This window comes from Companilactobacillus zhachilii (genome assembly GCF_003606365.2).
Classification (GTDB): domain Bacteria; phylum Bacillota; class Bacilli; order Lactobacillales; family Lactobacillaceae; genus Companilactobacillus; species Companilactobacillus zhachilii.
Map to the genome: position 1 here is coordinate 1,611,901 of NZ_CP031933.2, position 13,595 is coordinate 1,625,495.

Here is a 13,595-nt window from a genome sequence, read left to right on the forward strand (position 1 = left end):
ATATGTTTATAGCCGTTTTATAAAATCTCATTACTTCCTAACTGCTACGCTACCTAATTTTCAAAAATAAAACAAATTTTTAGCCTTGAATGCAAAAAAAAATAGGACATCTGCCCTATTTTCTTTCAAAAATAAGAAACTTATTTGACACAAAGACGATAAATTGCTTCAGCAAAGATTTCCATAGCTTTTCTCATATCAGCCTTACTCCAGTTTTCGTTAGCTTGATGCATGAAATCAGGAGTGGTTGGTAGCATTCCACCAAAAGCCACACAGTTATGCATAGTTCTAGCAAAGGTTGCCCCACCGGAAATAGCAGGTTGTGACTTTGTATCACCAGTCAAATCTTGATATGTTTGCATCAATGTCTTAACTAGCTCGCTATCTCTTGGAACATATAATGGAGCTACGTAATCAAAGTTTTCATACTTCATATCAAACTTGGCAACAGCATCAGATACTTGTTGAATCAATTGATCATGATCAACTTTAACAGGAATTCTCATATCAATTTGCATTCTTGACTCTTCTGGTGTGATCTTCAAACTTGAAATATTGAATGTCAACTTACCAGAAACATCATCAGAAACGTCACCCAACAAGTTTGTCGCATTAGCATCTTCACCAAATGTCTTCAAAAATTGTAAGACTTTAATATCTGGAAAGACTTCAGCCAAAGCCATCCCTAATCTAACAACGGCATTAACACCTTCTGGGGCATTCATAGCATGAACTGACTTACCATGAACTTCAATTTCACCGTCTTTTTGATCAGCATCAAAGCCTAATTTTTGTAAGGCAGCAAAGACCTCAGCTTGTTTAGGACCATCATAAATTGCCTTACCAGGAACCGCATTGAAGGCATTCTCAAGGTCAAGTTTCAATTCATTCGAGCCAGGACCTGTCAAATATGATTGTTGCAAACCTTTTTCAGCGTAAATCAATGGAAATTCAGCATCAGGAGCAATTCCCAAATCAATTGGGTCTTCCTTCTTGTTATATTCGGCTAAACATCTCCATAAAATTTCCTCATCGGTACCAAAGATCACACGAATCTTCTTGTTCAATTTGTAGCCTTTATCCAAAATTGACTTAATAGCATAAATAGCTGAAATTGTTGGTCCCTTATCATCTTGAGTTCCACGACCATATAGCTTGTCGTCTTTGATAGTCAGCTTATAAGGTTCAACATCCCAAGCTTCTAAGTTTCCGGCTGGGACTTCGTCCAAGTGACCAACAATACCAAAGGTTTCATCACCTTCACCAATATCAGCATAGCCATAGTAACCGTCTGGATCTTCATGAGTTGTATAACCCAATTTTTCCATTAATTCCATCGCCTTATCAAGGGCTGCTTTAGGTCCCTTACCAAAAGGCGCATTAGGTTCGGCCTTGTCATTGTATGAGGCAATCCCAACTAATTCACCTAAGTCCTTAATAGCTGCATCTTGAATCTCATCTGTAATAAATTGTTCCATTATTCAAACCCCCAGAATTATTTCCAAAAATTATTTAAACATTGAACAAATAACTAAGAATACGGCAATAACCACGAATAAAATGGCAATAAGCTTCCACATGTACTTCCACCATTTAACGATATCAACGTGACCAATTGCCAAGGCACCCATAACGATACCAGAAGTTGGTGTAATCAAGTTAACTAGTCCTGAAGCTGATTGATAAGCCGTAATAACTAGTGAACCGTCAACGCCTGAGAACTTACCAAGTGGTCCCATAATTCCCATTGTAGCGGCAGCAAGACCGGAAGTTGAAGGAATTAAAAATGACATTGGAATATAGAAAATGTATGTCAAAACAATGAAGACACCAGCAGAAAGATTTTGCAAACCAGTTTCACCAGCATGCAAGACTGTAGCAGTAATGTAACCATTATTCATGATAACTTGAATACCACGAGCAACGGCAACAATAATAGCAACACTAATAAATTCTGTCATACCATTCATGAAAGCACTAATATAGTCTGATTCTTTCATGTGGAAAACAAACATGATGATAACTGACATCATAAAGAACAATGTCGTAATTTCTGTAAAGTACCATGTACCTAGTGGAGCAATATCCTTACCAATTAAAGCGCCAAGGAACGGAATCTTTGTTAGCCACTTTGTAAAGCTTTCGAAGAATGTCCAGTTAGGATTCAAACTTGTCCAAGGAATCAAACTAGTGATCATTACAACAAATGTTAAGGCAAATAGCCAAAGAACACTCTTTTGTTTCTTAGTTAGCTTATCGCCAACTGATCTTTCTTCCATGTTGAATTCTTCAAGGTCCTTCTGACGACGTTCAAAAACAACCGACTGTGAGGGATCCTTCTTAACTTTGTCAGCATAATGCATAACATAAGCGATACTAATACCAGTTACAATAATCAATAAAATAAAACGTGGAATCAAACCATCACCAGGTGAAATGTTAATTGTTTGTGAAGCAACACCTGTCGCAAATGGGTTAACTGTTGAAGCTAAACAACCAACCTGTGACCCAATCAGAGCTAATGAAATGGCTGTGATCGAATCGTATCCAACACTGATCATAACAGGAATCAAAATTGGATAAAAAGCAATCGTTTCTTCACCCATACCATATGTTGAACCACCGATTGCAAATAAGGTCATTAAAATTGGGATAAGAGCTTTTTCTTTACCATGATATTTACGAACTGTCGCACTAATTCCATCATCTAGTGCTTTAGTTTTATTGACGACCCCTAGGAAACCACCAATAACCAAAATAAAGAGTGAAACTGAAATGGAGCCTTCGGTAATGTCGGTACCAACCATCCCATTGATTGGTGCCATAAATACATCCCAAATACCTTGGGGACTGCTAGCACGGGCTTTATAAGTCCCCGCAATAATGTTTCCCGCTTTAGTAGTTGCGTACTCACCTGCAGGAATAATCCAAGTTAAAATAGCAACTACGATTATTAGGAAGAACAAAATTGTATAAGCCGATGGCATTTGCCATTTTTTTGCCTTCTTTTCCATAAATCAACCCTCCTATATTTATAATATAGTTTCAGGATATACGATAAAATAAACTATTACAATGCTTTCCAAAGAAATATTTGTAAATAAATTTTCCTTTAATATCAGTTGTGTAAACGCTTTCTGAATATTACAATATTATTAGATTCAAGAGGGAGATATTAGAATGCTCGATACGATCGAATTCGGAAAAAGAATCAATCATCGTCCAATAATTGTAAGTTTTTTAGTCAGCTTTTTGGCTGGGGCCCTAGGATTAACCGCTGACATAAAGACTGGTATATTATCATTTTTGATAGTTTTATTTTCACTACTTTGCGTTTATTTTCCAATTTATTTACCAAAATTGTTTGGTCACTGGCAACTAGAAAAACACGGAATTTCTTACTATAAAATGACTACTTATTGGGACAAATTAAAATTAATTATCCTTCCCAATCAAGCTGACTTTCAATTTATCAGCTATTCACAAGTTAAAAGTTTTTCCATTAACGAGGAAAATCACCAGTTTCAGAGTGAAGATATTTTAAAAATCAATCCAGCTAAGCAGTCAATTTTTCCTTGGTTGCGCAAGCCTTTTTTCCTGAAACTTAATATGAATCAGACCAATGCTAAGTTAGATCTCTCTTTTGACCAATTACACGATCCTCAACACACAATGTATCGTTTAAACAATGCCATTCAATTTTTGAATACTAAAATAAATTAAAAAACTGAAACGAAAATATAATTTTCGTCTCAGTTTTTTTAATTTACTTTAATTGTTCCGGAAACTGCTCTAACTGACAAATTATATTGGGGATTGGCTCCGACAGTTCCTTCTTTAAGACTTTGAACATCATGTTTGTAGTTAGCAGCATGGTTCATCTTGACAGTTCCACTCTTAGCTTCCAAATCAAAATTATATGAATCATGTTCAGGCATGGTTAATCTGACCGTTCCACTAGTATTTGTTACATCGACATCGCCCGTCACTCTAGCAAACTCCAATTTGATTGTCCCTGATTTAGCCACGATTTTACCGCCACCACCAAGGTCAACTCCCTTAATAGTTCCACTACGAGCAAGGATATTATAATTGGGACTATAAATATTATCTAACTTAATCACACCACTTCTAGCTTCAACCGATAAGTCACCTGTAACATTCAAATCTTCCATGACTACTTTTCCTGAATTGGCATTAATCAATAATTGATTAATCTTAACATCTCTAACATTGACTAAACCACTTCTGACATTGATTAAAGCTGCTTCCAGTTGGCTCAAATTTTGCATCAGTAAGTTACCATTACGATTATTTACTCGTAATTTTCCAGCAAAATTCTCTGGTAATAAGATTTGTACTTTAACTTTTAGTGGTAAAAAGTGTGGCCAACGACCTTGTTTGATGACTAGAGTCCAGTCTACCAAATCAGTTTTAACTTGATAGTCAGGATTCGTGCGAGACATATACTCACGAACTAAAATTTTTGCACCCTTAGTAGGTAAAATCTTAACGTCTGCATTCTCGTAAGTAACATCTACTTTTTCAACATCCTCAACAGAAAATTCATTCTCATCTGTCAAAGGTAAAGATTCCACATGGACTTCAGTATCATAATCATTATTGTTAAATTTAGCATTGAATTCGTCAAAGGAAGTTTCAGGTTGTGGTTGCCCGTGAAAATTAATCCCATTTTCGTTAATAATCATGTTCCCTAATTTCACACCATTACCGTCAATCCGAACAGTTCGACCATTGTTGATTGTTAAACCATCTTCATCAATATTCAAAACTTTTCCGTTGTCGATTCGAACACCATCATCGTCCAAATCAATATGATGTTCATGGATCGTTTTGTGATAATGATTGTCAGACTGGTCATCTTCATGCAAGACTTGATTAATAACCTCATCAATATCACCAAATTCTTGAAAGGCCTTTTCAACTGCCGCCTGATCACTCATTTCAGAAGTTTTCTTATCTTCTGCTGAAGCAATTAAGTCGGAGGCCAACTCTTCCTGTAATTCTTTTAAGTTATCAGTTGTTGGGTAATCTGCAAAAATCTTAGTTAATTTTTCATCTACTAATTCATTTATCATTTCACTCATAATCTTCAATCCTTCCTAAAATCAAGTCATCAATGACTTCTTTAGCAAAATTCCAAGCTTTAATATTATCCGTCAAAGTTTGTTTACCTTGGTCGGTTATTTGATAGTATTTTCGACGACCACCTTGACTTTCATCACCCCAGTAACTAGTGATATCACCGTTTTTTTCCAGTCGACGGAAAACTGTGTACAAAGTTGCTTCATTCAACTCATAAGCATCACGACTCAAAACCTTAACCATCTTGGCAATCTCATAACCATAGCTATCACCTTGACTAAGAATATTTAAAACGATGGTTGTCGTATGGCCACGAATAATATCTTTAGAAATTAGTGGTTTCACATTCATCCCTACCTTCTATTTCCATGACAATAATGTATCACCAATTACTGTGTGTGTCAAAGTAATTTATCTAAAATAGTATTTTATTTGCTAACATCGGGTATTCCCGGGTAAAAAACAAAAATACCCATGAACAACTTTTTTTGTTGTTCACGGGTACAAAGTTCTAATCTAATGTTAAATGGCTTAAAAAGTCATCTTTATTACTACGTTCTTCTTCTCTAGCAGCCAATCGATCAGCGAAGCCCGCACAGAGATACTTTTCCTCATCAGTTTCTGGTACTAATTCTGGCAATTCAATTTGTTGGGCTGAACGTAAAACTACCAATGTACAAAAACTCGTAAAGGCCACTTCAGTAATATCTGTTTTCAAATCGTGGCTGATAACTTTCGTAAAAACTTCGATTTGCCGACCAGAAACACCAGTCACAAAAGATTCGAATTTGACATACTTATCAGTTGTTATAGGTCGCCAAAAGTTAACATGATCGTAACTAGCTGTTGCAATTTTAGCATGGACTAATTTAAAACTAGCCAAACCAGCATTTTCATCCAAAAGGCTCAACGTTTTGCCACCAAAGAGTGTCTGTTTATCGTTTAAATCTCCATCAAAAATAATGCGCTCACTTATCGTACGTGTTTGTTGACATGTAATTTGTTTCATAATCTACCTCACCCATTAATTGTAACTTGCCATAATTTAATTGCCCACCCGTTTTTAAAATACAACAAGTCAATCTGATTATTTTCATCGAAAATATTATATGATAAGAATAACAAAATATGGGAGGAAAATTATGGCATTTCAACTTTGGTATACAAATTATTTCGTCGACATTGCTTCAGATGAAGTCGTCGACCCTAAAACCCTTAAAGGCATTTCAGATTTAGGTCAAGTCTCCGCTAATGGAAATCTATCCGCTTGGCACGTTAAATCACAATTACAAGAAGAAGATTTCAAGAGACATTTAAATCAATTGTTAAGTGAGCAAACTAAAATCAACCCTGACGACGTCGTCGTTACAAAAGGAATTAATGGTGGGCCACTTTCAATGCTTTAATTTTCATCTATGTGTGGTGCTAGTCGATATTTTTACTATGAAAGCTCCAATATACTCCGTATCCTATAACTCTAGTCATCAATTACAGAATAATACTTAAAATTATTCACTATCGATTCAATAAACTAGCCGGAAAGAGCAAGAAATTTTTGGTCGCTGTGAAGGTGATGTTAGGGATTTATCCCTTACATCACGGGACGAGTTTTGAAACTCGCGATTTGTGCGAGGTTCAAAATCGAGCCGAAAGACCTTGGCTTTCGGCGGTCCCTATAGCGACCAAAAATTTCTTACTCTTGGAGGCGGCACATTTACCCAGCACCATACGTATTTCTATCATTATTCAATAAAATATTTTTAAGAATCTTATTCACAACCATAAGTCAAAAATTATATAATGTATAAAATTGATTTAAGAGGGAGTTATTTTATGATTCTAATTGCACTATCAGCGGTCATCTTGCCACTAGTTTTACTAGGCATCCTCAACATGCCAGCCACTAAGGGCATGTCGATCAGTGCATTCATTGTTTTATTAGAGGGATTTTTCTTTTGGAAAATGCCCACAACCGTTCTACTGGCTTCAATTATGCAATCAATTCATAAGGCGTTACCGATCTTATGGATTTTGTTTGGAGCCTTGATGATGTTAAATATCTTACAGCACACTGGAGCGATTGAACGCATTAACGCCGGGTTCCATACTATTTCTGCTGACATGCGGTTACAAGTTTTATTAGTTGCCTTTTTATTCGGTGGACTAATCGAAGGTGTCTCCGGATTCGGTACTCCAGCAATGGTTACAGCTCCATTAATGATTGCTTTAGGTTTTTCACCAATGGCAGCTGTAACTTTGGCATTAGTTGCTGACTCAACTCCAGCCGCTTTTGGGGCAGTTGGTACACCATTAACCGTCGGACTTAGTAACGTTAGTGAAAAAGCCGACTTTCTTAATGCTATCGGTCAACGTATTACCCAGTTAGACTTATTTGCAGGGACATTCATGCCCTTGATTTTAGTTTTGATGTTAACTTTTCTATTCGGCAAAAAAGATACCAATCATCTGAAAGACTTTTTAACGCTAGTACCTTGGTCGCTCTTTATCGGCATCACTTATAGTCTGTTTGCACTTTTAGTATCATTTACAATCAGTTATGAATTCGTAGCAATCTTAGCACCATTTGCCACAATTATTATTGCTATTATTTCAATTAAACTTAAATTCTTACTACCAAAATCAGTCTTTGAACATCCCTGGACCACTTCAACACAAACAGTTAAGTCAGACAATAAGATGTCACTCTTAACTGCTTGGTCACCATACATTGTCGTTATTTTGATGCTATTGGCGACTCGTACAATTAATCCACTTAAAAATTTCTTAGTCACAAATGTCAATTTATCGTGGAAAAATATTCTCGGATTCTCACAAATTAATTCAGACTGGGAATTCCTTTATTCACCCGGAACCCTATTAACAATTGCGGTTATCATTGGTCTGTTGCTCCAAGTTAAATCACTCAAAAGTTTCTTGCCAATTGCCAAAAGAGTGGCTTTCTCAATGAGATCAACTGCCTTAGCCTTAATCGTAACTTTAATAATGGTACAAATTTTCACCAACTCTGAATTGAATAATGCTAATTTACCCAGTATGCCCATGTTTATAGCAAAAGTTATCTCCAAATACTTATCATCAGTTTGGATTATCATTGCCCCATTCCTTGGCCAACTAGGATCATTCGTTACAGGAAGCACGACCGTTTCAACCTTGACCTTTGGCCAAATCCAAGCTGATATTGCTGCTAAAGCGGGTGTCGGTAAAGATTTAGTCTTGGCAGCACAACTAATCGGTGCTGCCGCCGGAAATATGATTTGTGTACATAATATCGTTTCAGTCAGTTCCGTAGTTGGATTGTCTGGACAAGAAGGAAATATCTTACGTAAAACCGTTGTTCCAGCTTTATTTTACAGTTTACTCGTTGGAATCATTGGTTTTATCTTCACATTATTTATGTAAAATACAGTCAGATTTTTAGCATTAAAACAATGGCTCCAGTAATCCATTTTGAGATTACTGGAGCCATTTGCTTTCAATAAAAACTGTTGTTTTGTTGCTTGTCGATGACTCTTAACCGTAGATAATTTTCTTAAAAGTCTATTTCGACTACATTAACAATCCTTCTTAACAGATTTAGGTTATTGAAAGATTCAAGATAGAATTTAATTTATAGTGTTCCGTTTATTCAAAGCACAAATATACTAATTGATGTATATAAAATTCAATATTATTCTGTATAAAAAACAACGAATAAACTAGCCGGAAGGAGCAATAAAATTAGATTGCTGTGAAGGTGGCGTTAGACACTTTAGTGCTTACACCACGGGACGAGCTTTGAAACTCGCGGTTTTTGCGAGGTTCAAAGTCGAGATTCGAGACCGCTCTCTGACTCGAATCGGTCCCCACAGCGACCTAATCTTATTGCTCCTGGAGGTGTCGGCATATCACCAATTACAAAGCTAGATAACATTAAAAAGGTGTTCAGTTCACTCCGAACCGAACACCTTTTTTAATATTTTTTTGATTTCCATAATCTATTATAGTCAGACTTGTGCAAGCATGTTTAAACAACGAATCAAAGATAATTTTTTTAAACTTCTTTTCTCGAGAAGAAAAATAAACCTATTGCCATAAATAATACGATATACAGTATATTGCCCATTAACATCTGATTATTACTCAAGTGCGTCAGTCTAGAAAGTAATTCTCCTCTGCTCAATTGGCTGGGATAGTTTAAAAAATTCAGTGGATTCCATTTTAAGAAATTCCATCTTTCAATTAAGATAAACATCAATGAACTAATAACTTCCAAGGTAAAGTACCCCACGACACCCACTACGACGGCCAATGCACCCTTCTTCATTACGGCAGCTAATAAGAGTACAACGCTCAAGATTAACCAAAGTGTAATAAAAGTGGCTCCATTACTAATCAGCCAGCTTTGCCAAACCAAATTAGTACCGCCACTCACCTTATCATTTAGCGAAAAGGTAGTGTTAAAGAAAACAAACTTATCGACCAAACTCAAAATCATGGCCAACAAGTAGATTGCCACTGAATAAGTTAAAATAGTTAACCACTTGCTGACTAAAACTTGGCCACGCGAATACGGCTGCATCACTACATTCTTAATCGTATTGTATTCAAACTCTGTCGAAATAATCGTGGCACTGGCTGCAATCATGATCAATGAAATAAATGATGTCGAGGCAAAGTCATACTGAAATAATAATTTTGCTTCAAAGAATTTTGAATATGATTGGCTAAAAATTGCCATACCAATATTTTGTAACACGATAAATAACAGACAGAACCAGAGACTCCGCTTTTTTAACAACTTAAAAATTTCTTGTTTATATAAATAGCCCATAATCTTCTCCTATTCTGCAATTAGTTGCAAAATTGATTCTTCTAAATCAGCATCTTCATGCTGTAAATCAGTCACATTAATTTGCTGTTTCATCAAAATATTCATCAATCTTTCAACGGTATTTTTTTCGGTCAAAGCAAAGCGCAATGGCGATTGTGAGACAGTTTTAAAACCAACCACCTCTAATAATTCTTGTGCCTTGGTATCATCACTAGTTTTAATTACGATGAAATGTTGATTACTGGCTAATAATTCGTTCATGGTAGTTCTTTTGATAACTTTTCCATGGTCAATCACGATCAAATCTTCGGCTAATTTTTGTAATTCACCTAAAATATGACTGGATATCAAAACCGTCAAACCTTGATCTCTTCGTTTCAAAATCATTTCACGTAAATCTTTTGTTGCTTGTGGATCCAAACCATTCATAGGTTCATCAAGGATAACTAGATCAGGCTGGTTGACCAAAGCCATCGCAATTCCTAATTTTTGCTTCATCCCTAAAGAGTACAATTTGGCTCTTTGGTCAATATAATCGTTCAATTTCAAATCATTAATAATTGTTTGAATACGTTCTTGACTATCCTTTGAATCGTTCACAAATAATTTAAGGTGATCTCTTCCACTTAAGTATGGATAAATGCCTGGATACTCAACTAATGCTCCGACTTTTTGTAAAATGGGATGGTGGTTGAAGGTAGTTTTTTGACCATCAATAGTTATCTGACCTTCACTTTTGATCAAACTTAAAATGGCCTTCATTATTGTAGTCTTGCCGGCACCATTAGCCCCAACTAAACCAATGATATGCCCTTTTGACATTCAAAATTAATATCAAATAGCGTCTGTCTGTTACCAAAAGACTTATTTAAATTTTTAACTGATAAAATTATTTCTTCCAAAATCTTGCCTCCATTTGAAGTCTCCCTAATCCCCATCTAATCCGATAATTAAAGTCTATCGAAGTATTGATTTTCAAGATATTCAAATAAGTAATTTTTCAAATTTTTTTCAGAACGTAAAAAAACATGTAACAAAACACAGTTAACCTTCCAGCATAAAAATAAACAAAACTAGCTATCCTAAACTGGACGACTAGTTTTGTTTGTTTTAAGAGGAAAATACTATGTTTCATTACACGTTTAAGTAAAAATCACAGAACTTCTTCTAATAATTATTCAAGAAATGAAGCGCCTGAATTAGCATCTAATTCAATTTTTTTCTTGTCATCAATATCGGTAACGACAACATCTTCACTAGCTCGCACTGGAACTTCTGCAATCTTAGGTGAATACGTTACTTTTTGTAAAACATCATTCTTAGAAAGATATTGGTTAATTTGATTGATCATAGTTGGACCATTATAAATAAATCCTGTATAAACTTGTACCAAACTTGCTCCAGCCATTAATGCCGCTTGTGCATCTTCGGGTGTAAAAACACCACCGGAAAACATAATTGGCAAATCTGGGAATGCTTGATGGATAGCCTTTGTTAAGCTCAATGATTTTTTAAAAATTGGCTTCCCACTAAGTCCGCCACCTTCATTCTTATGCTCAGATTTCAAATTATCATGAACAGAACTAGGATTGGCAGCAGTATTAGTCAAAATCACTCCGTCTATCAAATGACCTACTTCAGTTAACAATTCAATCAGTTTTTCAGAAGTGATATCATTGCCAAACTTACAAAAAATTGGTTCCTTGATATGCAAATTATGGATTTTTTGAAGTAATTTTTTAGCCACGGGAATTTCTTGTAACGTCGTTACACCCTTTTGATTAGGACAACTTTGATTTAACGCAATGTAGTCACCAAATGAGTGAATCTGTGCAATATTATCGACCATTTCATCAATCATACTGTCGCTATCTAACCCATGTCCCGGAGCAACGCTGATACCAATCTTAACGTGTTTAGGCGTATTGGCTAGATGTTTTCTAGTTTCTTCCACGCCGACATTATTTAAACCCATGCGGTTAATAATTGCTTGATCTTGGGGCAAACGAAAAATTCTCTTTTTCTTGTTACCTGGTTGTTCATTTTTAGTAATACTACCAATTTCAACAAAGCCAGCGCCTAAAGCACCCAAACTATTATAGAACTCAGCCTTTTTATCAAAACCAGCTGCAATACCAATTGGTGAATCAAAAGTTACACCCTTAACTGTCACACTCAAATTAGCATAGTTTTTTGTTCGAAACATCGTTCGTAACACTTGTGGCGTTTGATTAAACACTTTTAAACCAGTCGCTACCAAATGATGATCAACTTCTGGGTCTACTTTGAAAATTGCCGGACGAACTAATTTGTATAAGTCCATTATTTACCCCAGCTTTCTGGGTCTTGATACCATTGTTTTAATAATTCCATATCATTTGCTTCAACATAATTTTGTTCTTGGGCAACTTCAATCATGGTTGGATAGTCTGTCAATGTGAACAATTGCGTATCATAGTCAGCAAAGTTTTGAGTGCTTTCTGGCAAGCCATATGAAAAAATTGCCACGGTCCCAATCACGTCGCCACCTTCTTCACGAACCGCCTTAACAGCCTTTAAAATACTACCACCAGTTGAAATTAAGTCATCAATTAGAACAACTTTATCACCTTTTTGACAACGACCTTCGATTTGACTCTTCTTACCATGATCCTTCTTTTGAGGACGAACATAGTTTAAAGGTAAATTCAAGATGTTAGACACACCAGTAGCATGAGGAATTCCTGCCGTGGCAACACCACCGATAACTTCAGCATCGGGATAGTGTTCTTTAATCAATTCAGCTAAATCATGTGCAATTGTTTGGCGGAAATCTGGATAAGCAATCGTTAGACGGTTATCCGTATAAATGGGAGCTTTAATACCACTGGCCCATGTGAATGGCTCTTTGGGACTTAATGTAACCGCCTTAATTTTTAATAATTGTCCGGCAATATTATTTGCAACTGCTAATTCATCCATTATTTATTCCACTCCTTACAAATATTCATGTATGCTTGATGACCATTTTCTGCTTGAGTAATCGGACGACCGACAACGATAGCATCACTACCTAAACTTCTCGCATGAGCCGGTGTTGCAACACGCTTTTGGTCGCCAACTTGGGCTGATTTAGGTCTAATACCTGGAGTTACACATAAGAAATCAGTACTAGTAGCATCTTTGATCATTGGAACTTCAAGTGCTGATGAAATAACACCATCGGCACCATTTTGATAAGCCAATTTTGCTAGATGTGTCACGTAATCTTGTGACTTTAAAGGTACTTGTAGTTCATTAGCTAATTCACTTTGTCCAAGTGATGTCAATTGTGTGACCGCTAATAATTTAGTTTGAGAACCGTCCAAACCTTTTTTAGCAGCTTCAATCATCTCGGCACCACCAGTGGCATGAACCGTCAACATCTGAACATCCCATTTAGCAATCATTTCACACGTTCTCTTAACGGTATTGGGAATATCATGCAACTTCAAATCTAAGAAAATATTGTAACCACGTTCTCTCAAATTTCTGACAAATGGATAACCAAATTGACAAAACATTTCCAAACCAATCTTTAAAAACAATTTTTCATCCTTAGGAAATTGGTTTAAGAAGTTAATACATTCAAAATCATCTGCAAAATCTAGCGCTACTATTACTGGTTTACTCATTTTTA

General features: G+C 35.9%; 13 protein-coding genes. 3 read left to right on the forward strand and 10 right to left on the reverse strand.

What is annotated here, in order from left to right:
- Positions 1–140: 140 nt before the first annotated feature.
- Both D1B17_RS07280 and D1B17_RS07285 read right to left on the reverse strand, forming a co-directional pair.
- Positions 141–1,478, reverse strand: a complete 1,338-nt coding sequence (locus D1B17_RS07280; protein ID WP_120142321.1) for a M20 family metallopeptidase — start codon at positions 1,476–1,478, stop codon at positions 141–143.
- 30 nt (positions 1,479–1,508) lie between these two features.
- Entirely contained in the window at positions 1,509–3,014 is a 1,506-nt protein-coding gene (locus D1B17_RS07285; RefSeq protein WP_120142320.1) for a YfcC family protein, read from the reverse strand.
- Positions 3,015–3,180: 166 nt separating this feature from the next.
- Between D1B17_RS07285 and D1B17_RS07290 the strand changes: the two genes are divergently transcribed.
- Positions 3,181–3,723, forward strand: coding sequence for a hypothetical protein (locus D1B17_RS07290; protein ID WP_120142319.1), 543 nt, complete (start codon positions 3,181–3,183; stop codon positions 3,721–3,723).
- A gap of 38 nt (positions 3,724–3,761) precedes the next feature.
- Here the strand turns inward: D1B17_RS07290 and D1B17_RS07295 are convergent, their stop codons facing one another.
- The 3 genes from D1B17_RS07295 to D1B17_RS07305 form a co-directional block, all read right to left on the reverse strand.
- Complete coding sequence (locus tag D1B17_RS07295) at positions 3,762–5,108, reverse strand: DUF4097 family beta strand repeat-containing protein (RefSeq protein ID WP_120142318.1); 1,347 nt, start codon at positions 5,106–5,108, stop codon at positions 3,762–3,764.
- Entirely contained in the window at positions 5,101–5,457 is a 357-nt protein-coding gene (locus D1B17_RS07300; RefSeq protein WP_120142317.1) for a PadR family transcriptional regulator, read from the reverse strand. Before D1B17_RS07300 ends, D1B17_RS07295 begins: the two co-directional genes overlap by 8 nt.
- 160 nt (positions 5,458–5,617) lie before the next feature.
- The gene (locus D1B17_RS07305) at positions 5,618–6,115 is read right to left on the reverse strand and encodes an acyl-CoA thioesterase (protein ID WP_120142316.1); all 498 of its coding nucleotides are present in this window, start codon (positions 6,113–6,115) and stop codon (positions 5,618–5,620) included.
- 133 nt (positions 6,116–6,248) lie between these two features.
- Between D1B17_RS07305 and D1B17_RS07310 the strand changes: the two genes are divergently transcribed.
- Together D1B17_RS07310 and D1B17_RS07315 are read left to right on the forward strand one after the other, a co-directional pair.
- Entirely contained in the window at positions 6,249–6,512 is a 264-nt protein-coding gene (locus tag D1B17_RS07310; protein WP_120142315.1) for a hypothetical protein, read from the forward strand.
- A 427-nt stretch (positions 6,513–6,939) separates the two neighbouring features.
- Positions 6,940–8,526: an L-lactate permease gene (locus D1B17_RS07315; protein ID WP_120142314.1), complete on the forward strand. Its 1,587-nt coding sequence runs from the start codon at positions 6,940–6,942 to the stop codon at positions 8,524–8,526.
- A gap of 631 nt (positions 8,527–9,157) precedes the next feature.
- Here the strand turns inward: D1B17_RS07315 and D1B17_RS07320 are convergent.
- The 5 genes from D1B17_RS07320 to pyrF form a co-directional block, all read right to left on the reverse strand.
- The gene (locus tag D1B17_RS07320; RefSeq protein WP_120142313.1) at positions 9,158–9,937 is read right to left on the reverse strand and encodes an ABC transporter permease; all 780 of its coding nucleotides are present in this window, start codon (positions 9,935–9,937) and stop codon (positions 9,158–9,160) included.
- 9 nt (positions 9,938–9,946) lie between these two features.
- Complete coding sequence (locus D1B17_RS07325) at positions 9,947–10,759, reverse strand: ATP-binding cassette domain-containing protein (RefSeq protein ID WP_338026065.1); 813 nt, start codon at positions 10,757–10,759, stop codon at positions 9,947–9,949.
- 352 nt (positions 10,760–11,111) lie between these two features.
- Complete coding sequence (locus D1B17_RS07330; RefSeq protein ID WP_120142312.1) at positions 11,112–12,260, reverse strand: quinone-dependent dihydroorotate dehydrogenase; 1,149 nt, start codon at positions 12,258–12,260, stop codon at positions 11,112–11,114.
- Complete coding sequence (gene pyrE / locus D1B17_RS07335) at positions 12,260–12,898, reverse strand: orotate phosphoribosyltransferase (protein ID WP_120142311.1); 639 nt, start codon at positions 12,896–12,898, stop codon at positions 12,260–12,262. The genes D1B17_RS07330 and pyrE overlap by 1 nt, the downstream gene beginning before the upstream one ends.
- Complete coding sequence (gene pyrF, locus D1B17_RS07340) at positions 12,898–13,590, reverse strand: orotidine-5'-phosphate decarboxylase (RefSeq protein ID WP_120142310.1); 693 nt, start codon at positions 13,588–13,590, stop codon at positions 12,898–12,900. The genes pyrE and pyrF overlap by 1 nt, the downstream gene beginning before the upstream one ends.
- Positions 13,591–13,595: the final 5 nt, after the last annotated feature.

Bases quoted from the DNA above. Each gene is read 5' to 3' on its own strand.
- D1B17_RS07290 (WP_120142319.1), top strand. From the start codon at position 3,181: ATGCTCGATACGATCGAATTCGGAAAAAGAATCAATCATCGTCCAATA.
- pyrE (WP_120142311.1), bottom strand. From the start codon at position 12,898: ATGGATGAATTAGCAGTTGCAAATAATATTGCCGGACAATTATTAAAA.
- pyrF (WP_120142310.1), bottom strand. From the start codon at position 13,590: ATGAGTAAACCAGTAATAGTAGCGCTAGATTTTGCAGATGATTTTGAA.
- D1B17_RS07330 (WP_120142312.1), bottom strand. From the start codon at position 12,260: ATGGACTTATACAAATTAGTTCGTCCGGCAATTTTCAAAGTAGACCCA.
- D1B17_RS07320 (WP_120142313.1), bottom strand. From the start codon at position 9,937: ATGGGCTATTTATATAAACAAGAAATTTTTAAGTTGTTAAAAAAGCGG.
- D1B17_RS07305 (WP_120142316.1), bottom strand. From the start codon at position 6,115: ATGAAACAAATTACATGTCAACAAACACGTACGATAAGTGAGCGCATT.
- D1B17_RS07300 (WP_120142317.1), bottom strand. From the start codon at position 5,457: ATGAATGTGAAACCACTAATTTCTAAAGATATTATTCGTGGCCATACG.
- D1B17_RS07280 (WP_120142321.1), bottom strand. From the start codon at position 1,478: ATGGAACAATTTATTACAGATGAGATTCAAGATGCAGCTATTAAGGAC.
- D1B17_RS07315 (WP_120142314.1), top strand. From the start codon at position 6,940: ATGATTCTAATTGCACTATCAGCGGTCATCTTGCCACTAGTTTTACTA.
- D1B17_RS07325 (WP_338026065.1), bottom strand. From the start codon at position 10,759: ATGTCAAAAGGGCATATCATTGGTTTAGTTGGGGCTAATGGTGCCGGC.
- D1B17_RS07310 (WP_120142315.1), top strand. From the start codon at position 6,249: ATGGCATTTCAACTTTGGTATACAAATTATTTCGTCGACATTGCTTCA.
- D1B17_RS07295 (WP_120142318.1), bottom strand. From the start codon at position 5,108: ATGAGTGAAATGATAAATGAATTAGTAGATGAAAAATTAACTAAGATT.
- D1B17_RS07285 (WP_120142320.1), bottom strand. From the start codon at position 3,014: ATGGAAAAGAAGGCAAAAAAATGGCAAATGCCATCGGCTTATACAATT.